The following is a 20,483-nucleotide window of genomic DNA, read 5'->3' on the forward strand; positions in this document are numbered from 1 at the left end:
TCGCCGTCGCCGTTGCCGTCGGCGCCCCACGTCTTCCAGGTGGTCGGCAGGAACTGCATCGGCCCCACGGCACGGTCGTAGACGGCGTCCCCGTCCCAGGCGCCGCCCTCGCTGTCGTGGATCAGGGCGAAGCCGTTGCCGTCGAGGGCGGGGCCGGTGATCCGGGTGAGGGTGTCGCCGCCGGCGTCGACGGCGCCGCCGCGGGCGTGGCCGGACTCGACCTTGCCGATGCCGGCGAGGAGTTCCCAGGGCAGGCCGCAGCCCGGGTCGGTGCGGGCGACGGACGCCTCGGCCTCGCGGTAGGCGGTGAAGACACTGGCGGGCAGGCCGGCCTCAGAGGCGGCGCGCTCCTCGGTGGCGTCGACGGCCGCCTTGCCGAAGACCTTCTCGGCGGCCCGCACGGCCTTCAGCGGCGGCAGTTCGACGTGGTACGAGTCGTCGCCCTGGGAGGGCACGTCCGGCAGCGGCGCGTCCGGCGGGACGAAGCCGCCGGGGACGGTCACGTCGTCGCCCTGCGCCACCGGGGCGGTGTCACCGGCCCCCGGTGCCTGGGAGCCGGCGGTGAGCAGGGCGGTGACGACGGTGGCGAGGGCCGCGCCGCGCAGGCCGCGCACGCCTCTCAGCGGGATGGTCAGCGATCGGGCAGGCATGGCGAGTGCTCCTGGCGGTCAGGGGTCGGTGAAGGTGGTCAGAGCCGGACCAGGTAGCTGAACCCCGTGTCCGGGCCGACGCAGGACTGGAGGGTGAGGTCGCCCCAGTACAGGCCGGCGGCGGGGACGCCCCGCCCGGGTGTGAGGTAGGTGGCGTACACCTGGTAGGTCCAGGTGCCGTCGACGGTCGTCAGCGTGACGCGGGTGCCGACGGGCAGCTGGGCGAAGCGGTCGAAGCCGTTGCAGTAGTCGTGGCCGACGACGACCAGGGTCCGCATCTCGTAGCCGTCCTCCCGCCCGATCTCGGGGCCGGTCCACTGCACGGCGTCCTCGCAGGCGTCCACCTCGGCCTGGCCGCCGCGCCGGACGTACGACGTCCAGTCCCCGATGCGCAGGACGGCCCGCCCGGCGCTGGGGGACGGCGCGGCGGCCGGGGTCCGCCCACGGGACGGACTCGGTTTCCGGGAGAGGTCGGGGCCGCGGCGGGCGGGGCTCGCCGCGGCGCCGGGCGAGGAGGGGGCGGCGGACGGGGTCCGGGCCCGGTCGCGGGCGGGGTTCGACGGCAGGGGCGGTACGGCGGTGGTGGCGTCCGGCGCGGGTGCGGACGCCGGGCCGTCGCCCTGGCCGCCGTACGGCACCGGCTGCGAGGAGGGCGGCGGCGAGCCGGCGCCCCGGGCCGCCGCGGCGGGCGGGGCTCCGGTGCCGCCGGACGCGCCGCACCCGGCCACGAGGAGTACGGCCGCCGCCGCCAGTACGGCGCGCGCCCCTGGCCACCCCGTCACCCGAAACGCCCGTTCACGTAGTCGGAGGTGCGCTCGTCCTGCGGGGAGTCGAACATCGCCTCGGTGTCGCCGTGTTCGACGATGACGCCGGGTGTGCCGTGCGACGCGAGGAAGAAGGCGCAGGTGTCGGAGACGCGGGCGGCCTGCTGCATGTTGTGGGTGACGATGACGATGGTGACCTCGGAGCGCAGCTCGGCGATGGTCTCCTCGATGCGGCGGGTGGAGGTCGGGTCCAGGGCCGAGCAGGGCTCGTCCATCAGCAGCACCCGGGGCCGTACCGCCAGCGAGCGGGCGATGCACAGGCGCTGCTGCTGGCCGCCGGAGAGCGCGCCGCCGGGCTGCCGCAGGCGGTCCTTGACCTCTTTCCACAGGCCCGCCTTGGTCAGGCACTCCTCGACCAGGTGGTCCTTGCCGTCGCGGGTGGCCTTGATGGCGTTGAGCTTGAGGCCGGCCAGGACGTTGTCGTAGATCGACATGGCGGGGAAGGGGTTGGGCTTCTGGAAGACCATGCCGATCTCGCGGCGGGCGTGGGTGATGCGGCGGCCCCGGTCGTAGATGTCCTGCTCGTCGAGGAGGACCCGGCCGGCCAGCGACGCGGAGCCGATCAGCTCGTGCATGCGGTTGAGGATGCGCAGGAACGTCGACTTGCCGCAGCCGGAGGGGCCGATCAGCGCGGTGACCTGGCGGGCCGGCATGGTCAGCGACACCCGGTCCAGGACCTTGTGGTCGCCGAACCAGGCGGAGACGTCCTCGGCGCGCAGGGTGGCGGGGCTCGCGAGCGGCTGCCCGGCGGCGATCTGGGGCAGAACGGCGGTGGCGGTGCTGTCAGTGGTCATGGGTGGATCAACTCCCGTACGGGTACGCGGTGTTCAGAGCAGGTTGGGCAGCAGCGCGGTCAGCGCGCCGGAGACGGCGAGGCCGAGCGCGGCGAGTACGGGAGCCGCGCAGATCCAGGTCTGCCAGTAGCCCCAGAAGCGGTGCGCGGCCACCGTGAGCAGCGCGGCGAGCAGCAGGGCCTGCGACCACAGGAAGACCGCCAGCCAGGCCCGGCCGTCGGTGCCGAGCGCCTGCTCGGAGTCGCCGATCCAGCCGGCGGCGAGGTCGCGGGGCGGGTGGGGCTGGACGTCGGTGAGCAGTTCGGCGTCGACGCGCAGCACGCCCTTGGGGGTGTACGGGCCGCCGTCGGCGGTGATGAGGGTGAGCCGTCCCTGGCCCTGGGCGATCGGCTCGGGCAGGTCGTCGCCGGCCCGGCGGACGCCGGTGACCTCGTAGACCGCCTTGCCCTGGCCGGTGGTGAGTTCGACGCGGGCGCCGGCGGGCAGCTGGTGGACGTCGTTGAAGGGGCTGCCGTACGCCCACTGGCGGCCCATGATCACCGAGGTGCCGGCCTGGCCGGGCAGCGGGGTGTCGCGGCGGTGGCCGGGGCCGGACATCAGCACCTCGGAGGTGGTGCCCTCGGCGACGACCTCCTTGATGCCGAGCGCGGGGATCTTCAGCAGGGCGACGGGGGCGCCCATCTCCAGGAGCCGGCCCTCGTAGTCGCGCTGGCCGACGGGAGCGGTACCGAGGGCGAGCTGGCGGCGCAGTTCGTCGTAGGCGGTCTGCTGGTCGCGGGAGTGCTGGAGGTGGCCGACGACGGTGAGGTTCGCGGCGAACCCGAACAGGACGGCCGCCAGGACGCACAGGGCCGCCCCGGCGAGTGCGAGCCCGGGGCGGGCGGGGGGCCGCGGGCCGTCTTCCTTGCGGGGCGGCGCGGGAGCGGGTGGCGGCGGCACGGCGGGCGGACCGGCCTCGGCCGGCGGGACGGCCGCGGGTGGGGCGAACGTGGTCACGGGGTGCGCTCCTGGAGGCGGGACGAGGCGGTGACGTACGTGGGGCCGGGGCGGGCCCCGGGGGCGCGTCGGCATGCGCCCCCGGGGCCCGCCCGGCCGTCAGCGGACCAGCGGATCAGCGGTGCTGCGGGGTGTCGGTGGGGAAGGCCAGCAGCCCCTTGCGGCGCATGTGCAGCACGAGGGCCGCACCGCCGAACAGCAGGGCGAGCGAGGTCAGGGCGATGGTGCCGACCTGGGCGCCGGTGGAGGCCATGGTGCCGCCGGAGCCGTCGGTGCCGGTGCCGGAACCGCCGGTGTCACCGCCGGAACCGCCGCCGTCGGTGCCGCCGTTGTCCGTGCCGGAGGTGTCACCGGAGGCCGGCTCGGAGCCGGAGGGGTCGGGGCTCTCGCTGCTCTCCTCGCCGGTGGTGAAGGCGAAGTCGACGGAGTGCCCGTCGGTCTTGTCCTCGGCGAGCGTCAGCGTGTGGTCGCCGTCCTCGATCTCCTCGGGGACGGTGAACTCGTACGCCTCCACGGTGCCCTCGGCGTTCGCCTCGGCGTCCTCGAAGGTCTCCTCGCTGTCGGCGAGGGTGACCTTGACCGCGGCGTCGGCGGCGTAGCCGGCGGCGGTGATCTTCACGGTCTGGCCGGGTTCGAGGTTCGGGTCGGCGCCGAGGGTGTTGCCGTCCTCGTCGGTCACTTCGAGGCCCGCCGGGTCGGTGGGCTCGTCGGTGGGCTCGTCGACGGCGTCGAAGGTGAAGGTGGCACGGTTGTTGCCGGAGCCGCCCTCTTCGAAGTACACCTCGGTCTCACCGCTGATGGTGCGGTCGGGGACCGTGTACGCGTAGTCGGTGACCGTGCCGTCGGCGTTCGCGGTGGCGTCGGGGAACGTCGCCTCCGTCGCGTTCAACTGGCTCACCTCGACCGTCGATCCCGGGGTGAAGCCCTGAATCGTGATCTTCGCGGTCTCGCCGATGGCGAGCGTGGACTTGTCGGTGAGGGTCTCGCCGTCGGCGTTCTTGGCGGTGAGGAGGTACCCGATTCCCGCCGTGACGCTGTCTGTCGAGGCGGAGTAGGCGTCCGCGTCGGTGGGCGTGAAGTCGGCCGTGTACGTGTGGGGACCGCCGATGGCGGGTGCCTGGACGGTGAGTTCCGCCGTGCCCCCGCTGACGTCGGCCTTGCCGAGGGACTGGCCGTCCTTCTTGAACTCCACGGAACCGGTCGCCGCCTCGGGCTTCACCGCGGCGGTGAGCTTGAGGTCGCTCTTGACGGGGACCTCCGACGCGGGCGCCGTCAGGTCGAGGCTGGTGGTCTGCTGCTGGAGCAGGGACCAGTTCTCACCCTCGATCCGGATCTTGGCGAGGAAGCGGCCCCCCGTGGTGAAACCGCGACCGCAGGTCAGGGTCAGTGTGTAGGTGCCGTCGAGCGAACCGCTGGGGACGTAGGTCCGCAGCGCCGTCTCGATCGTGGTGCCGGCGGCGACGAGCTGCACCGTGAAGGGGGCGGTGCCCTGGGTGACCGCCGGCGTGCCGCTGGCGATCTTCTTGACGGACGACGAGGTGTCGGAGGCCCCCGGCTTGTAGATCCCCAGGAAGGCTGTCCCGGTGCCGTCGGCACAGCCGGCACTCGTCGTGGCGGACGCGGCCGGGGGATCGTCCGTGATCTTCCCCGTGCTGGGGGAGAGCGTGAACGAGCCGACGGTGGTGGGCGCGGCGGCGGCCCGGCCGGCGAAGGCGACGACCGAGGCCAGGGCGGCGCACAGCAGGGCGCAGCAGGTGAGCAGCGCCACCGGCGATCTGAGTGGTGCGATGCGTTGGTACATGTGGTGATTCCCCCCACGGGGTGGTGTCGGTTGTGGACGGAGGTGCGGTCGGGTGCGCGGCGGCCGGTGACGGTGCGGGCGGATACGCCGCCAGGCCGGGCACCCCGTGGGTGCCCGGCCGCTGTGCGGGTCTGCTGCGTGGTGATCAGCTCTCGCCGGTGATCTCGGTGGAACCGCAGTCGGTGACGGTGCCGAAGCCGTAGTCGGTGATGGTGGCGGTGTCCTGGCAGACCTTGGAGTCCGGGCCGACGAAGGTGTCGGCGATGTCGGCGTCGCCCAGCCGCGCGGTCTCCACGACGTTGTAGACGTCCCGGCTGTACTCGCCGCCGTTGATCGTGTTCAGGACCGTGGCGCCGTGGTTGTCCGGGATCAGGCCACCGGTCTGGGACGCGTACTTCGCCACGGAGTACGGGGCGAGGTCACCGGCCGTGTCCAGGGCCCGGCCGTCGTGCTCCTGCATCGTCTGGACACAGGAGCCCAGGGTGGGGTTGCCGATGGAGGACAGGAAGAAGCTGCGGGTGCCGGAGCCGCTCTGCGGGATGAGCGGGGTCACGGAGACGCCGTTCACCTGGGTCACCGTGCACTCGTAGATGGCCTTGAGGGTGGTGTCGCTGAAGTTCACGCCGGCCAGGGCGCTGTCGCCGCGGACCGCCACCTTCAGCTTGTCCGACGCGAACGGGATCCAGGTCAGGTCGTCGCCCGCGGTCTGGAAGCTGCGCGAGGAGCGGGCGAAGTCCAGGCAGCCGGCGCCGGAGTCGATGTCCTGGTTCAGCGCGGCGATGCCCGCCGAGGACCCGTTGGGCCGGGTCAGCGCACAGCCGTTCGCGCGGGTCTTGATGTCGGTGTCCACGGGGTCCGTGATCGCGTCGTAGGAAGCGATCAGCGTGCCGCCGTCGATGGAGTCGCCGAGGCCGTTGAGGACGTCCTGCGTGGTGTCGGAGCCGACGCCGGCCAGGACGCGGTAGTCACCCGGGGCCGGGTCCGCCGAGGCGATCGGGGCCATGACGGTGAGACTGAGGGCGGCGGCGCCGACGACGGCACCGGCGAAAGCACGGGACTTGACGTTCACTTCTGTTCTCCTCCGTGAAAACGGATGACGAGCGAGGACGATCAAGCAGAATCCGGATTGTTTTCCGGCCGACCCGTCGACCGGCCGTGGAAAACAATTCCAGAGTCACTCACCGACAGCCACCAATTCCAGTCGGTGATCAGGTTAAGGGAGCGTTTCCTAGGTGACTCCAAGGAAATTCACGCGACAGTGCACGAATTCCCCGGGCCCGGCGAGCCCGGGGAATTCGGTATTCCGGCGGGTCAGCCTCCGCTCACCGCCCTGCGGGCCGACAGCCGCAGCATGACCGGTCCCGCGAGCCCGGCCACGCCGCCGGCGATCAGCACGCCGAGCAGCACCCAGCGGATCAGTCCCAGCACCTCCGCCGGTGTGACGCCGCCGGACTGGGCCACGTTCTGCTTCGCCGGGTCGGTCTCCGTCGGGGCGGCGGCCGGCGAGGCGTCCGTCGCCGTGCCCGAGCCGGCCGCGCCGCCGGTGTCCGAACCGGCCGAGCCGCCCCCGGCCGCGCCACCGGTGCCGGTGCCGCCGTCGGCGCCCGCCCCGGTACCGCCGCCGCTGGCGCCGCCCTGCCCGCCGTCCGGTCCGCCGGTACCGGACGCCGGCGGCTCGGCGGAGTCCACCACGCCCTTCTCCAGCTGGTCGGCGGCCTGCTGGGCCTGCTGGCGCAGGGCCGTGGGCAGCGGGGCGTACCCGTACGGCAGCTCACCGCTGGCGCTGCCCTGGGTCTGGCCGTCGCCCGCCGCGTACCGGATCACCTTGGCGTAGTCCTGCCGCGCGTCCTCGGCCTGGTCCAGCGGGGCCGCCGCGTAGACCACGGCGGTCAGCGGGTAGGCGCCGTCCGTCATCTTCGCCGGGTCGGGCGTCCTGACGCCCGCCACCGGTGAGTCGGGCATCCTGGCGACCGCCTTGAGCAGCGACGCCTCGGTCGGCGTCACGTACGTGCCGTCGGCGTTCGGCAGCGCGGCGGTGCCCAGTTGGTACCGCTCGGCGGAGACGACGTCCACGACACCGAACTGGCGCTGGTTCACCGGACTGGACCGCTCGACGGCCGTCCACTTCGGCTCGGTCACGTTGACCGCGCATTCGACGTAGGTGCCGATGTCGCCCCGGCGGACCTTCACCGCCGTCTCCCGCATGTCCTGGGCGTAGGGGACCACTTCGAGCCCGGTGCGGTTCATCGACAGCCCCATGGACGTGGGGCTGCACGGGACGGCGGTGGCCGTGAGGTCGGCCTTGGGGAAGTAGTCCAGGCCGTCGGTGACCACTCCGGCCTCGGTGTACTCCGGGTTGATCTTCATGCCCCAGGGGTCCTTCTCGCCCTGCAGGAATTTCCTGGCGTCGGAGTCGGCCATGATGTATTTCCACAGCATGCGCGCCGAGTCGGTGTTCTCCGAGGTGACGACGAGTCCGATCGGGGCCTGGAAATCCTGACCCGCGAAATCGGGATTCAGCTTCTTGAATTCCGGGTCCGCCGCGATGTACATCGGATTGTCGCCGAGATATTCGGGCACCTGCTCCTGCGAGGAGACGAGGCTGCTGCCGTAGGACTGGGTGAGCGCCTTGGCCAGCAGTCGCTGATTGAGTCTGACGTCCTTGAACGGCCGGTACACGAACGGTGTCTGCTCGTACATCCAGACGAAGCCGATGGACAGGCCGCTGACCGCCACCGGCGCGTGCACCACGGGGGAGGCGCCCTCGGGCGGCTGCACCGGGTCCACCGTCATGGCGAGCCCGGCCGAGGTGGCGCCCGGTGACATGAGGATGTCCCGGGCGGCCGGCTCGCCGGACTGGGTGTAGGTGTACCGGTAGGTGCCGCTGCGGCACAGCGCGCCCTGCCAGGACGTGACCGCCTCGGTGGCCAGCTCGGAGCCGGTGATCACCCGCTCCGGCTTGTCCGCGTCGCACGCCTGGGTGACCGGCTCGAAGTCGAGGCGGAAGGTGATCCGCTGGTCCCAGTTGGTCTGGCTCAGCGCCGAGGTGTACGACGACCGGACGGGGTTCAGGGTCCCGTCGGTCTCGTGTTCGCCCCGGGGCACCACGACCAGCCAGCAGGGCTGGATGCCACCGGACGCGGTGGTGCGCGCCCCGCAGCCCAGGTACTCGGCCTCCGCCGCGGACTTCACCTCGAAGACCGCCTCGCCGCTGCCGTCGCCGTCGTTGGGCAGCCACGCCATGGAGTTGGTGTCACCGGCGCTGAAGTAGGTGGTGTCCAGGCTCGACGTGGTCGGGTCCCCGCTCACCGGCCGGAAGGGGATGAAGGGCCGCTTGAGGTGGTCGAGGGCGAAGTCGTCCGTCTCCTCGGGATCGGTGTCGGGCGAGACCTTGCGATCGCCTCCCGGCGGGACCCTCGCCTCGGCGCCGAACTCGCACTGCGTCCGGTCCGGCCCCGTCTCCGGATCGTCGCCCCAGCACTGCATGACCTGGAGGAAGTTGGTCTTGACGCTGCCCGAGGCCGGCGCGGGCTCGCCGCCCGTCCAGGACACCTTGACGCCCTGCCAGTGCAGCCCCTTGGTCTGGTGCACCGTGACCTGGAGGTCCGAGAAGTCGTCGTGCTTCCCCTTCGAGCCGCTCTTGGTGACGGCGGAGTCCTCGGCCGTGGCGGCCTGTGCCTGGCCGGCCCCCTCGGGCAGCGGCACCAGCGCGATGACGACCGCGGCCAGCAGGCTGCCCACGCCCAGTCTGGCCCGTACTCGTATCCTCATCTGCCCTCTCCTCTGCGACGGGTGCGTGCCGCGAGGGCACGTGCGGTGAGCGGCGGTCCGACGACCACCGCGACGAGCAGGACCGCCGACAGCGCCATCAGCGCGCCGCGCATCCCGAAGGCGTCGGCGGAGGCGAGGCTCACGGGGTTGGCGACGACGGAGCTGTCGCCGGTGCCGGCGCCGGCGCCGATCACCTCGCCGGTGTCCGGGTCGATCACGCCGCCGGAGCCGGAGCCGTCGGCGGCGGCGCTCTCCTCGGCGTCCGGCGTGCCGTCACCGTCCGCGTCGGCGCCGGAACCGCTGCCGTCGCCGTCACCGGAGCCCGAGCCCGAGCCGCCGGAGCCCGAGCCGTCGCCGTCACCGGAGCCCGAACCGCCACCGGAACCGTTGCCGCCCTGCGCGCCCGGCTTCACCGGGGTGTCCGTGCCCGCCGCGCCCGCGGTGCCGTCGGTGCACTGCGTCGCGCCCTTCTTGTCGCAGCTCTTGGGGTGCGGCGCGTTCTGGATCAGGGTGTTGGTGCCGCCCGAAAAGGTCGGGTTGCGGCACTCGTTGATGTCGATGGAGCCGGTGGGCGCCCCCGGTACCTTGCGGATCTGGTCGAAGCCCGCCTGGACCAGGTTCTTCGGCAGCGGCGAGTAGCCGAGGTCCTCCGCCTGCTGCTGTCCGTCGCACAGGAAGTAGCGGCTGAAGGTGCCCAGCGAGTTGCCCTTGTCCTTGGTGAAACCGGCCTCCACGGCGGTGGGCAGGATCATGTAGCTGTAGCTGGACAGCGGGTAGGTGCGGTCGTCGGCGTTGTCGTAGACGCCGTCGAGGATCTGGGTCAGGTAGTTGACCGACTTCTTGTTGTCGTTGATCTGCGCCTTGGTCAGGGCGACGGCCACGCTGGCGGCGGTCGGCTCGACGTAGTAGTCGGCCTTGTTGAGCACCTTCGCCACCGGGAAGCCGGTGTTCTTGGCGTAGGAGTACTCGACGTAGGTGATGGCGCCCTCGCCGGAGGCCTGGCGGACATGGCCGGAGACTCCCAGCGAACCGGACTTCGACACCATCGCGGAGCCGCTGAGCAGCGGGTAGTTGGAGGTCATGCCGCAGTTGCCGCTGCCGCGGCCGGTGCGGGAGCAGTAGTTCGACCACAGGGAGCCGTGCTCCTTGGACATCCAGGTGGTGAACTGCGCGCTGGTGCCCGAGCCGTCGGAGCGGACCACCGGGACGATGGCCCGGGCCGGCAGGGTCAGGCCCGGGTTGTCGGCGCGGATCGCCGGGTCGTTCCAGCGGGTGATGGCGCCGGTGAAGATCTTGGCGACGGTGGCCCCGGACATCCGCAGGTTGGTGACCATCTTGCCGTTGATCTTGAGGTTGTACATGAACGCCGTACCGCCGGCCACGATCGGCATGTACGCGTAACCGCGCTTGGGCGGCTGGTCGGTGATGCCCTGCTCCTTGAGCCCGTAGGGGATCTCGGAGACGGCGAAGTCGACGGTGTTGTTCTTGAACTGCTCGCGGCCCTGTGAGGAGCCGTTGGCCGTGAAGTTCACCGTCATGCCGTAGTTGGCCTTGACGTTGCGGATCCACTGCTGGACGGCGTTGGAGGACCAGGTCGAGCCGGAGCCGGTGATCTTGGCGTAGGAGGCCGCGGCGGCGGGCGGGGTGTTCACGGCCAGCAACGCGCACAGCAGTGACAGCACGGTCGCCGCCAGACGGAAGCGGGTGGCGGGTTTCACGAGGATCTCCCCTTACGGGTACGACGGGTACGGGGGTCGGCGGACACGGAGGCGCCGGACGCGGAGACGCCGGGCACGGAGGCGCCGGACGCGGAGACGCCGGGCACGGAGGCGCCGGACGCGGAGGCGCCGGACGCGGAGGCGCCGGGCACGGCCCGCCCCGCGCGCTGGGCGTAACGGCGCGCGTCACGCCGGGACGCGGTGACCCGGCGGTGCTCCTGGCGGCGGGTGAGCTGCCCCGGCCCGCGCCCGCCGAGGACGCGCGCGGCGACGAACAACAGCAGCACCATCACCATCAGCAGGGACGCGGTGCCGAAGCCTCGCGAGACCATGGTCGGTTCGGGCGACTTGACGAACTCGAAGGTGGCCAGGGGCAGGGAGACCATCGGGCCGGACAGCGGATCGAGGTTCATCTCCGAGGTGAAACCGGCGGTCAGCAGCACCGGGGAGGTCTCGCCGATACCGCGCGCGGTGCCGAGGATCACCGAGGTGGTCAGGCCCGAGCGGCAGGTCGGCAGGACCACGTGCCAGGCGGTGCGCCAGCGCGAGGTGCCCATGGCGTACGCCGCCTCCCGCAGCGTGCCCGGCACCAGCCGGATGACGACGTCGGCGGCGCGGATGATGATCGGCAGCATCATCACCGACAGCGCGAGGGAGGCGGCGAGGCCGGACTGGTCCATGCCGATGCCCAGGATCACGGTCGCGTAGATGAACAGACCGGCGACGATCGACGGCAGCGCGGTCATCGCCTCGACGATGGTGCGCACGAACCGGGCGAACGTGCCGGGCACCTCGTTGAGGAAGACCGCGCAGACCAGGCCCAGCGGCACGGTGATGACCAGCGCGAGGACGATCATGATGAGGGTGCCGGCCGCGGCGTGCAGGGCGCCGCCGACGCTGAGCGGCTCCAGGGGGCCGGCCAGTTCCATGTCCTGGGTGAAGAAGTTCAGGTGCACGAGCGCCTTGCGGCCCTCGACCAGGGCGTACACCACCACGACCGCGAGGATCGCGACCATCAGCAGGCCCATCGACCGCACCACGGCCGCCGCGATCCGGTCCACGACCGCCGGTCCGCTCTCGTCGAAGGAGACGAGCAGCGCGTACAGCAGCAGGAAGAAGCCGTACGCCATGACCGCGAACCCGACCACGCCGTCGAACGGCAGCAGCCAGCGGAACAGCAGCCAGGTCACCGACAGCGCGGCGGCCAGGGCGCCGAGCACGGCGTACACGTCGGTGTCGCGCAGCGAGCCGAGGGTACGGCGCCGCTCGCCGCCCGGGTCGGTGGTGCGCCGCGGGCCGGGCAGTGTCGTACGCGGTGGTCGCGGCGCCCGACGCGCACCGGGCGCTTCAGGGGCAACGGTCATGGTCGCTCTTTCCTGTTCTGCGTTCTGCGGAACGGCGGTCTGGCTCAGGCGTCGCTGCTGGCGCCCGAGCGGGAGCGGGCGACGATCGAGGAGGCGGCGAAGTTGACGATCAGCGTCATGACGAACAGGGCGAAACCGGCCGCCATCAGGGCCGACATGCCGAAGCCGCTGGCCTCGCCGTAGCGCAGCGCGATCAGCGAGGAGACCGAGCTGCTGCCGGACTGGAGGACGTGCCACTGGATGTCGAAGGTCAGCGAGATGATCATGAAGACGGCGATGGTCTCGCCCAGCGCGCGGCCCAGGCCCAGCATGGTGCCGCCGATCATGCCGCCCTTGCCGAACGGCAGGACGACCGAGCGGATCATGCCCCAGCGGGTGGCGCCGAGCGCGTAGGCGCCCTCCCGTTCACCGGCCGGGGCCTGGGAGAAGACCTCCCGCATGATCGAGCAGACGATCGGCGCGATCATCATGCCGACGACCAGTCCGGCGATGAAGGTGGAGGACGTGTAGAGGCTCTCCGGCGCCAGCGGGTCGTCCGGGTCGGCGCCGGTGACGTCGAAGACCGGTATCCAGCCGAAGTACGTGGAGATCCAGCGGGCGGTCGGCAGCACCTTGTCCTGGAGGAAGAAGACGCCCCACAGGCCGTACACCACCGACGGCACGGCGGCCATCAGGTCGACCACGCTGATCAGCGTCTGGCGCAGCCGCGCGGGGGCGTACTCGGAGATGTACAGGGCCGCGCCGGTGGCCAGCGGTACGGCCACACAGACGGCGACGCCCGCGATCAGGATCGTGCCGACGAGCACCGCAGCGATGCCGAACCGGCCGGCGTCCGGCGCCCATTCGGCGGTGGTCAGGAACGACCAGCCGGCCCGGTCCAGGGCCAGCCACGCCCGGTACAGCAGGAATCCGCCGACCAGCAGCATGACGGTCAGCACCAGGCCGCCGCCCGAGCGCAGCAGCAGGCGGAACAGCCGGTCGGGCAGGCCGGGATCGGCGTACAGCCGTCTCGGTACGTCGGCCCCTGCCTCGGGGGCGGGGCCGACCGTCGCGAGCCGCGGTTGTCTGGTTCTTCTCAGCGAACGCACGTTCCCGACGCTCCGGGCCCCCGGTGGCCACGCCCGGCCCGAAGGGTGAACCAGAGGTGCCCTGGGGGCAACATCGGCAACGGGTGTCCGGTCAGGCATCACCCCATAACTCGGGTCCGGAGTAACGGAGTTGAGGCAGCGTGGCACGGAACCGCTCGTACGACGTACGGCATGTCGCATGCCGTTCGTAGGTCCGCGCCGAACCGGCCACATGGCGTCCGGACCGGTCCCAGACGGCCCACACCCAGCCGCCCTCGGTACTGTGCTGCACCCCTCCGCCGACTTCGGCGTACCGCTCGCACAGCCGCTCGAAAGCGGCGCGACACCGGTCGTGGGTGTCGTGCGAGGTGAGCGACACCGCGACGGGCCGGCCGTTGGGCGCCACCAGCCGCCAGCCGAACCCTCCCGCGCCGTCGATGTCGATGAGACATCTCATGCCTGCTGCCGGGACGGCAGCTCTCGCCGTCTCCTCTGACCGCTCCAACTTCCCCACCCCCGTCGCCCGAGAACGAGAAAATGTGCAGGTAAGGAGCTACGGGCGACAGAAGCAATCTAGTGAGACGGCGGTGACGGCAGACAGACCAATCCGGTCACCGGGGCCACGCTTCATATCGAAGTATCCCCTAGGCAACCCGTAGGTAAGACAAAGACAAACCCTCCCGCGACCGCTCCCGGCCGGCCGACCCGGACCGGCCCGCCCCACCCGCCAGGGGCGGGTCCACTCAGGTCAAGCCGTGGGCGAAGGAGCGGCCCGACAGAACGGGCCCGTCCCGGCCCCTCGCCCACAAGGGACAGACCGGCTCCGCATCGCGCCGGACCGGGGGACTCCGCCTGCTGGAACGGCGTCAGCCCTTGATGTGGGCCAGGAAGGCGCCCATGGAGTCGGCGGCGAAGCGCAGCACGCTGCCCCCGGGGTTCTTCGAGTCGCGGAGGGCGGCGCCGTCGGCCAGGAAAACGACTTCGACGCAGTCGCTTCCGCTGCCGCCGCCGGAGTACGACGACTTGAACCACGCCTTCTCGGATATGACGTGGGTATCCAGCTTGTCCGTCTCACGCACGGGACAGTTCCTTGAAGGCCGATTTGATCATTGCCAGTGATTCTTGCGGAGATACGGCCAGCTTCCGCATGCCCTCGATGTAGTGCCTGGTCTCACGGATCTCCTTCTGGCGCCTCTGGAACAGCATCCCCGTCTGGGAGTCGATGACCGAGATCGGCTTTTCCGCCTCTCCGGCGAACTCCAAGAGATGCCCCATGTACATCGCCGTCGCGGGCTTGCTGAAGGGAATGACCCGGATCGTCACGGTCCGTGATGCCACATCGTCGAGCAGGGAGTCGAGCTGTTCAGCCATCACTGCCCGGCCGCCGATCCGCTGACACAGTGCGGCCTCGCTGAAGATGAATTCGACGCGGGTCTGGTCGGGCTTCGTGAGGATGCGCCGGCGCCCTCGCCGTAACGCGACCGACCGCTCAACCATGTCGGGCGACAGGACCGAGCCGGCCACGCCGGTGGTGATCGACCGCGCGTAGTCTTCCGTTTGCAGCAGGGCCGGCAGGACGTTGACACCGCAGGTGGTGATGCGTTCGGCGGCATCCTCGTAGGCGACGAACTCGATGAGGCTCTCGGGAAAGCCCTCCTGGAATTCAGTCCACCACGCACTGGCGATCGACATGCCCTCGGAGCGCATCGTCGAGAGGGCCGTCTTGGTGGCGGCGTCCATACCCAGGTACTTGCAGATGATCCGCCATTCGTCGGCCTTGGGCCACGAGGTTCCGCGCTCGATCTGCGAGTAGCGGTGGTAGGTGGTCCGGCCCAACGCCTTGGCCAGGTCGATCTGCTGGACTCGCCGGCCGCCGCGCAGCGTGTTCTCGCGGACGCGCTTCAGTTCGCGGCCGAAGCGCTGACGTGCCGCCACAGCCGCCGTGTTGACCGCCATGCTCACCCTCCCGCCGGTCGGCCGGTCCCTCCACGCAGCGTAGCGCGAAGCCACCCGAGCGTGGCACGTCCGAGGGCGATCGGGACATCCGGGTTGCGTACGCAGTTACGTACGCAGCCGCACTCTCGACTGCGCACGCACGGATCTCGACAGCGGTGAGTGTCCGTCTTGCGCGGCTGGCCGACGTATTCGCGTGGAGACGACAGCGGCTGCGCCGCGAGGGGTGAGCAGTAGCGCTGCTCTTGTCATCGCCCCGCTCGAATGAGCTGAGTGAGTACAGATCGACGACGATTGTTCACCTTTCCTGCCACCACCCCTTTCCCGTCACCCCGAGCGGCGGTGGCGACGGGCAGGGACCGGACGGTACGGGCCGGTGAGCAGTGACCTCGCCCTCGTCATCGCGCGGCGGAGGCCGGTGGCGGCCGGTGGCGCCTCTGGCCTCGACGATGCGACATGCCCACCGGTGCGGCTCACGGCGCGTCCTCTTCGGCACCTGGAGCGGCCCCGACCGCCCGACCCCGACCGACCCGGCGATCGGGTCACCCGGCCGCCCGGTCATCCGATGCCGAGCAGTACTGCCAGCAGCACCGCGCCGGCCGCCGCCGGTGCCAGGATCTCGTAGGCCCAGCGCACGGTCACGTCCCCCTCGGCCGTCCCGCGCTGCTCCCGCGCCTCCAGCAGGGAGCGCAGTTCGTCCATCACCTTGTCGGTCTCCGCCCGGACCGGCCCGTCCGCGACCCCGGCGGCGGCCGTCCGCTGCCCGGCGAGCCCGAACCCGCCGCGCCCGGCCGCCGGCCGGCCGTCCCCGGCGGTCCGCCGAGCCTCCCGCCGGGCCGCCTTCTTGCGGGCGCGCAGCGAGACGGGTACGGCCCACAGCTGGTACTTGGTCCCGGAGTCGGCGACGACCTCGTTGGAGTAACCGGAGCGCAGCGAGGCGACCCGCCCCCAGGGCAGCACGACGACGCGCAGCGGGTTGCGCACCCGCAGCCGGTCCTCGTTGGCGAAGACGGCCGGGCGCAGGGTGTAGGCGACCACCAGCGGCACCACCAGCAGCATCGCGGCCAGCGCCAGCCAGGGGGTGCGGCCCTCGCCCGCGACCACCGCGTCGAGGCCCAGCCACAGGACGACGGCGAGCAGCAGCACCCCGCCGGCGATGCCCGCGGGCGAGCGGTAGACCCGGTCCTTGGTTTCGGGCACCGGGGGCTGCGGTGTGGGCGAGGGATGCTCCGGGGTCGTCATGTGCCGATTGTGCCCGACGCCCGCGCGAGGGCTCATCCGCGGGCACGGTTGGGGGGCTGTACAGCCGCTACGCGCGTAGATATGCTCGGCTGGTGACCATGCCCACCACTGCACCCGCATCCGGACTCGCCGGCGTCACCGCGTCCGACGGCACGCTGCGCCGCTTCCTGCACGGACTGCCCGGCGTCGACGCGGTCGGCCTGGAGGCCCGCGCCGCCGCGCTCGGCACCCGTTCGATCAAGACGACCGCGAAGGCGTACGCCCTCGACCTCGCCATCTCGATGGTCGACCTGACGACGCTGGAGGGCGCGGACACCCCCGGCAAGGTCCGGGCGCTCGGCGCCAAGGCGGTCCGCCCCGACCCCACCGACCGCGCCACCCCGTCGACCGCCGCCGTCTGCGTCTACCCGGACATGGTGCCGGCCGCCAAGGAGGCCGTGGCCGGCTCCGGCGTCAAGGTCGCCTCCGTCGCCACCGCGTTCCCGGCCGGCCGCGCCTCCCTCGCCGTCAAGCTGGCCGACGTGCGCGAGGCGGTGGCGGCGGGCGCCGACGAGGTCGACATGGTCATCGACCGGGGCGCGTTCCTCGCGGGGAACTACCTCAAGGTGTACGAGGAGATCACGGCCGTGAAGGAGGCGTGCGGCACGGACGCCCGCCTCAAAGTCATCTTCGAGACCGGCGAACTGTCGACGTACGACAACATCCGCCGCGCGAGCTGGCTCGGCATGCTGGCGGGCGCCGACTTCATCAAGACGTCGACCGGCAAGGTCGCCGTCAACGCCACGCCCGCCAACACCCTGCTGATGCTGGAGGCGGTACGGGACTTCCGGGCCGCCACCGGCGTCCAGGTCGGCGTGAAGCCGGCCGGCGGCATCCGGACGGCCAAGGACGCGGTGAAGTTCCTGGTCCTGGTCAACGAGACGGCCGGCGCGGACTGGCTGGACAACCACTGGTTCCGCTTCGGCGCCTCCTCTCTCCTGAACGACCTGCTGATGCAGCGTCAGAAGCTGGCCACGGGCCGCTACTCCGGTCCCGACTACGTGACGGTGGACTGATCACCATGGCACCTGTTTTCGAGTACGCACCGGCGCCGGAGTCCCGCTCGGTCGTCGACATCGCGCCGTCCTACGGCCTGTTCATCGACGGGGAGTTCACCGAGGCGGCCGGGGGCAAGGTCTTCAAGACCGTCTCCCCCGCCACCGAAGAGGTCCTCTCCGAGGTCGCCGAAGCCGGCGAGGAGGACGTCGACCGCGCCGTCCGGGCCGCCCGCAAGGCGTTCGAGAAGTGGTCGGCACTGCCCGGCTCCGAGCGCGCGAAGTACCTCTTCCGCATCGCCCGCGTCATCCAGGAGCGCAGCCGCGAGCTGGCCGTGCTGGAGACGCTCGACAACGGCAAGCCGATCAGGGAGACCCGCGACGCCGACCTCCCCCTGGTCGCCGCGCACTTCTTCTACTACGCGGGCTGGGCCGACAAGCTGGAGCACGCGGGCTTCGGCGCGAACCCGCGCCCGCTCGGCGTCGCGGGCCAGGTCATCCCCTGGAACTTCCCCCTGCTGATGCTGGCGTGGAAGATCGCCCCGGCGCTGGCGACGGGCAACACGGTGGTGCTGAAGCCCGCCGAGACGACCCCGCTCTCCGCCCTGTTCTTCGCGGACGTCTGCCGCCAGGCCGGCCTGCCCCGCGGCGTGGTCAACATCGTCACCGGCGACGGCCGCACGGGCGCCGCCCTGGTCGCCCACCCCGACGTGGACAAGGTCGCCTTCACCGGCTCCACGGCCGTCGGCAAGGAGATCGCCCGCACAGTCGCCGGCACCCGCAAGAAGCTCACGCTGGAGCTGGGCGGCAAGGGCGCCAACATCGTCTTCGACGACGCCCCCGTCGACCAGGCCGTCGAGGGCATCGTCAGCGGCATCTTCTTCAACCAGGGCCAGGTCTGCTGCGCGGGCAGCCGGCTGCTGGTCCAGGAGTCGCTCCACGACGAGCTGCTGGAGTCGCTCAAGCGCCGGCTCTCCACGCTCCGCCTCGGCGACCCGCTCGACAAGAACACCGACATCGGCGCGATCAACTCCGCCGAGCAGCTCGCCCGGATCACCGCGCTGGCCGACCAGGGCGAGGCGGAGGGCGCCGAGCGCTGGTCCCCGGCCTGCGAACTGCCGTCCACCGGCTACTGGTTCGCCCCGACGCTGTTCACGGGCGTCACCCAGGCGCACACCATCGCCCGCGACGAGATCTTCGGCCCGGTCCTGTCGGTGCTGACCTTCCGTACGCCCGACGAGGCGGTCGCCAAGGCCAACAACACGCCGTACGGCCTGTCGGCGGGCATCTGGACGGAGAAGGGCTCGCGCATGCTGGCGGTGGCGAGCAGGCTCCGCGCGGGCGTCATCTGGTCCAACACGTTCAACAAGTTCGACCCGACGTCGCCCTTCGGCGGTTACAAGGAGTCGGGCTTCGGCCGCGAGGGCGGTCGTCACGGCCTGGAGGCGTACCTCGATGTCTGACCGACTGAGTGTCCTGAAGACCTACAAGCTGTACGTGGGCGGGAAGTTCCCGCGTTCCGAGAGCGGCCGGGTGTACGAGGTGACCACGCAGACATCAGCCGCTGCCGCGGCGGGCAAGGGCAAGTGGCTGGCCAACGCCCCCCTCGCCTCCCGCAAGGACGCCCGGGACGCGGTGGTGGCCGCCCGGAAGGCGTTCGGCGGCTGGTCCGGCGCGACGGCGTACAACCGGGGCCAGGTGCTGTACCGGGTCGCGGAGATGCTGGAGGGCCGCAGGGCCCAGTTCGTCCACGAGGTGGCGGACGCCGAGGGCCTGTCGAAGTCGAAGGCGGCCGAGCAGGTGGACGCGGCGATCGACCGCTGGGTCTGGTACGCGGGCTGGACCGACAAGATCGCCCAGGTGATCGGCGGCGCCAACCCGGTCGCGGGCCCGTACTTCAACCTCTCCTCCCCCGAGCCGACCGGCGTGGTCGCGGTCCTGGCCCCGCAGGAGTCGTCCCTCCTGGGCCTGGTCTCGGTCGTCGCCCCGGTGATCGCGACGGGCAGCACGGCGGTCGTGGTCGCCTCCGAGAAGTCCCCCCTCCCCGCCCTCTCCCTGGCCGAGGTCCTGGCCACCTCCGACGTCCCCGGCGGAGTCGTCAACCTCCTGTCGGGCCGTACGGCGGAGATCGCCCCGACCCTCGCCGCCCACCAGGACGTCAACGCGATCGACCTGGCGGGCGCGGACGAGGAACTGGCGACGGAACTGGAGATCGCCGCGGCGGACAACCTGAAGCGCGTCCTGCGTCCACAGCCTGTGGACGACTGGTCGACGACTCCGGGCCCGGACCGCATGACGGCGTTCCTGGAGACGAAGACGGTGTGGCATCCGACGGGGGCACTGGGGGTCTCGGGGTCGTCGTACTGACCCCTGCGCCGGCCCGGAAACAAGAAGAAAAAGGAGTGCGCCGACGTCCGCCGGCCGTCGGCGCACTCCGCAGCGTGATCGCGTCGACCCGCCGCGTAGGCGCGGTGTGACGCGCACTGCAAACCCTCCCCGCCGGGTCGGCCCGTGGCCGTTCGATGCCGCACACTGGTGTCCCGTGACCTCCCATCCGCCCATACCCACACGAGTCGTGCTGCTCTGCGGCCCTTCCGGCTCCGGCAAGTCCCTCCTCGCCGCCCGCTCCGGCCTCCCGGTGCTGCGGCTCGACGACTTCTACAAAGGGGGCACCGACCCGACGCTGCCGCTGGTGGCGGGGAGTTCGGACATCGACTGGGACCACCCCGCCTCCTGGGACGCGGACACGGCCGTCGCCGCCATCGTGGAGCTGTGCCGTACGGGCCGTACGTCCGTGCCCGTCTACGACATCGCGCTCAGCGCGCGCACCGGCGAGGGCACGGTCGACATCGGGCGGACCCCGCTGTTCATCGCGGAGGGCGTCTTCGCCGCGGAGATCGTGGCGCGCTGCCGGGAACTGGGCGTGCTGGCCGACGCGCTCTGTCTGAGCCGGGGCCCGCTGACCACCTTCCGCCGCCGCTTCCTGCGGGACCTGAAGGAGGGGCGCAAGTCGGTGCCGTTCCTGCTGCGCCGCGGCTGGCGGCTGATGCGGCTGGAACGGTCGATCGTCGCCCGTCAGACGGCGCTGGGCGCCCACGCCTGCGACCGGGACGAGGCGATGGGCCGGCTGGCCGCCGCGGCGGCGGGACGGTGCGCGGGCGCGCGTACGGCGGTCTGACGGACGTATCCGCCCGAGGCGCACACGGCGAAGCGGGACTGGACGGACCCCCCGGCCCTCCAGTCCCGCTTCTTCCCCCGTGCTTTCCCCC

General features: G+C 71.7%; 17 protein-coding genes and 1 pseudogene. 4 read left to right on the forward strand and 14 right to left on the reverse strand.

From position 1 onward, the window contains the following. From J7I94_RS19915 to J7I94_RS19980, 14 genes and pseudogenes are all read right to left on the reverse strand, one after another. Positions 1-650 (reverse strand): annotated as a pseudogene (locus tag J7I94_RS19915) (hypothetical protein); the annotation flags it as partial. Between the two features lie 38 nt (positions 651-688). Continuing rightward, positions 689-1,432, reverse strand: coding sequence for a hypothetical protein (locus J7I94_RS19920; RefSeq protein WP_215168500.1), 744 nt, complete (start codon positions 1,430-1,432; stop codon positions 689-691). Beyond that, positions 1,429-2,268, reverse strand: a complete 840-nt coding sequence (gene pstB, locus J7I94_RS19925; protein WP_215168501.1) for a phosphate ABC transporter ATP-binding protein PstB — start codon at positions 2,266-2,268, stop codon at positions 1,429-1,431. Before pstB ends, J7I94_RS19920 begins: the two co-directional genes overlap by 4 nt. Before the next feature lie 33 nt (positions 2,269-2,301). Continuing rightward, on the reverse strand, positions 2,302-3,264 hold the full coding sequence (locus tag J7I94_RS39250; RefSeq protein ID WP_215168502.1) for a sortase: 963 nt from the start codon (positions 3,262-3,264) through the stop codon (positions 2,302-2,304). Positions 3,265-3,379: 115 nt separating this feature from the next. After that, positions 3,380-5,065 carry a hypothetical protein gene (locus J7I94_RS19935; RefSeq protein WP_215168503.1) on the reverse strand — a complete coding sequence of 562 codons (1,686 nt, stop codon included), beginning with the start codon at positions 5,063-5,065 and terminating at the stop codon, positions 3,380-3,382. Between the two features lie 145 nt (positions 5,066-5,210). Then, on the reverse strand, positions 5,211-6,134 hold the full coding sequence (locus J7I94_RS19940; RefSeq protein WP_215168504.1) for a hypothetical protein: 924 nt from the start codon (positions 6,132-6,134) through the stop codon (positions 5,211-5,213). 242 nt (positions 6,135-6,376) lie between these two features. Next, positions 6,377-8,836: a hypothetical protein gene (locus J7I94_RS19945; protein WP_215168505.1), complete on the reverse strand. Its 2,460-nt coding sequence runs from the start codon at positions 8,834-8,836 to the stop codon at positions 6,377-6,379. Continuing rightward, a complete protein-coding gene (gene pstS, locus J7I94_RS19950; RefSeq protein WP_215168506.1) occupies positions 8,833-10,554 on the reverse strand; it encodes a phosphate ABC transporter substrate-binding protein PstS in 1,722 nt (573 codons plus the stop codon). Before pstS ends, J7I94_RS19945 begins: the two co-directional genes overlap by 4 nt. Further along, positions 10,551-11,918, reverse strand: a complete 1,368-nt coding sequence (pstA, locus tag J7I94_RS19955; RefSeq protein WP_215168507.1) for a phosphate ABC transporter permease PstA — start codon at positions 11,916-11,918, stop codon at positions 10,551-10,553. The genes pstS and pstA overlap by 4 nt, the downstream gene beginning before the upstream one ends. 44 nt (positions 11,919-11,962) lie before the next feature. Continuing rightward, complete coding sequence (pstC, locus tag J7I94_RS19960) at positions 11,963-13,006, reverse strand: phosphate ABC transporter permease subunit PstC (protein ID WP_308114633.1); 1,044 nt, start codon at positions 13,004-13,006, stop codon at positions 11,963-11,965. A 91-nt stretch (positions 13,007-13,097) separates the two neighbouring features. Next, positions 13,098-13,442, reverse strand: coding sequence for a hypothetical protein (locus J7I94_RS19965; RefSeq protein WP_215168509.1), 345 nt, complete (start codon positions 13,440-13,442; stop codon positions 13,098-13,100). Positions 13,443-13,851: 409 nt separating this feature from the next. After that, complete coding sequence (locus J7I94_RS19970; protein ID WP_308114634.1) at positions 13,852-14,064, reverse strand: DUF397 domain-containing protein; 213 nt, start codon at positions 14,062-14,064, stop codon at positions 13,852-13,854. Continuing rightward, positions 14,057-14,941 carry a helix-turn-helix transcriptional regulator gene (locus J7I94_RS19975; protein ID WP_215168510.1) on the reverse strand — a complete coding sequence of 295 codons (885 nt, stop codon included), beginning with the start codon at positions 14,939-14,941 and terminating at the stop codon, positions 14,057-14,059. The genes J7I94_RS19970 and J7I94_RS19975 overlap by 8 nt, the downstream gene beginning before the upstream one ends. Positions 14,942-15,496: 555 nt before the next feature. Next, positions 15,497-16,180, reverse strand: coding sequence for a PH domain-containing protein (locus J7I94_RS19980; RefSeq protein ID WP_215168511.1), 684 nt, complete (start codon positions 16,178-16,180; stop codon positions 15,497-15,499). A gap of 98 nt (positions 16,181-16,278) precedes the next feature. On the opposite strand from J7I94_RS19980, the gene deoC reads away from it, so the two are divergent. The 4 genes from deoC (at position 16,279) to J7I94_RS20000 (ending at position 20,392) form a co-directional block, all read left to right on the forward strand. Next, a complete protein-coding gene (gene deoC / locus J7I94_RS19985) occupies positions 16,279-17,235 on the forward strand; it encodes a deoxyribose-phosphate aldolase (protein ID WP_215168512.1) in 957 nt (318 codons plus the stop codon). A 5-nt stretch (positions 17,236-17,240) separates the two neighbouring features. Beyond that, positions 17,241-18,677, forward strand: a complete 1,437-nt coding sequence (locus J7I94_RS19990) for an aldehyde dehydrogenase family protein (RefSeq protein ID WP_215168513.1) — start codon at positions 17,241-17,243, stop codon at positions 18,675-18,677. After that, on the forward strand, positions 18,670-19,581 hold the full coding sequence (locus tag J7I94_RS19995) for an aldehyde dehydrogenase family protein (protein WP_215168514.1): 912 nt from the start codon (positions 18,670-18,672) through the stop codon (positions 19,579-19,581). The genes J7I94_RS19990 and J7I94_RS19995 overlap by 8 nt, the downstream gene beginning before the upstream one ends. Positions 19,582-19,756: 175 nt before the next feature. Beyond that, positions 19,757-20,392 carry a uridine kinase gene (locus J7I94_RS20000; protein WP_308114635.1) on the forward strand — a complete coding sequence of 212 codons (636 nt, stop codon included), beginning with the start codon at positions 19,757-19,759 and terminating at the stop codon, positions 20,390-20,392. Positions 20,393-20,483: the final 91 nt, after the last annotated feature.

The organism is Streptomyces sp. ISL-12 (assembly GCF_018614415.1).
Lineage (GTDB): Bacteria > Actinomycetota > Actinomycetes > Streptomycetales > Streptomycetaceae > Streptomyces.

What these genes read in the sequence shown, in the direction of transcription:
- J7I94_RS19935 (WP_215168503.1), bottom strand. Translation starts at nt 5,065, where the DNA reads ATGTACCAACGCATCGCACCACTCAGATCGCCGGTGGCGCTGCTCACC.
- J7I94_RS19980 (WP_215168511.1), bottom strand. Translation starts at nt 16,180, where the DNA reads ATGACGACCCCGGAGCATCCCTCGCCCACACCGCAGCCCCCGGTGCCC.
- J7I94_RS19945 (WP_215168505.1), bottom strand. Translation starts at nt 8,836, where the DNA reads ATGAGGATACGAGTACGGGCCAGACTGGGCGTGGGCAGCCTGCTGGCC.
- deoC (WP_215168512.1), top strand. Translation starts at nt 16,279, where the DNA reads ATGCCCACCACTGCACCCGCATCCGGACTCGCCGGCGTCACCGCGTCC.
- pstA (WP_215168507.1), bottom strand. Translation starts at nt 11,918, where the DNA reads ATGACCGTTGCCCCTGAAGCGCCCGGTGCGCGTCGGGCGCCGCGACCA.
- J7I94_RS19975 (WP_215168510.1), bottom strand. Translation starts at nt 14,941, where the DNA reads ATGGCGGTCAACACGGCGGCTGTGGCGGCACGTCAGCGCTTCGGCCGC.
- pstB (WP_215168501.1), bottom strand. Translation starts at nt 2,268, where the DNA reads ATGACCACTGACAGCACCGCCACCGCCGTTCTGCCCCAGATCGCCGCC.
- J7I94_RS19995 (WP_215168514.1), top strand. Translation starts at nt 18,670, where the DNA reads ATGTCTGACCGACTGAGTGTCCTGAAGACCTACAAGCTGTACGTGGGC.
- J7I94_RS19990 (WP_215168513.1), top strand. Translation starts at nt 17,241, where the DNA reads ATGGCACCTGTTTTCGAGTACGCACCGGCGCCGGAGTCCCGCTCGGTC.
- J7I94_RS19965 (WP_215168509.1), bottom strand. Translation starts at nt 13,442, where the DNA reads ATGAGATGTCTCATCGACATCGACGGCGCGGGAGGGTTCGGCTGGCGG.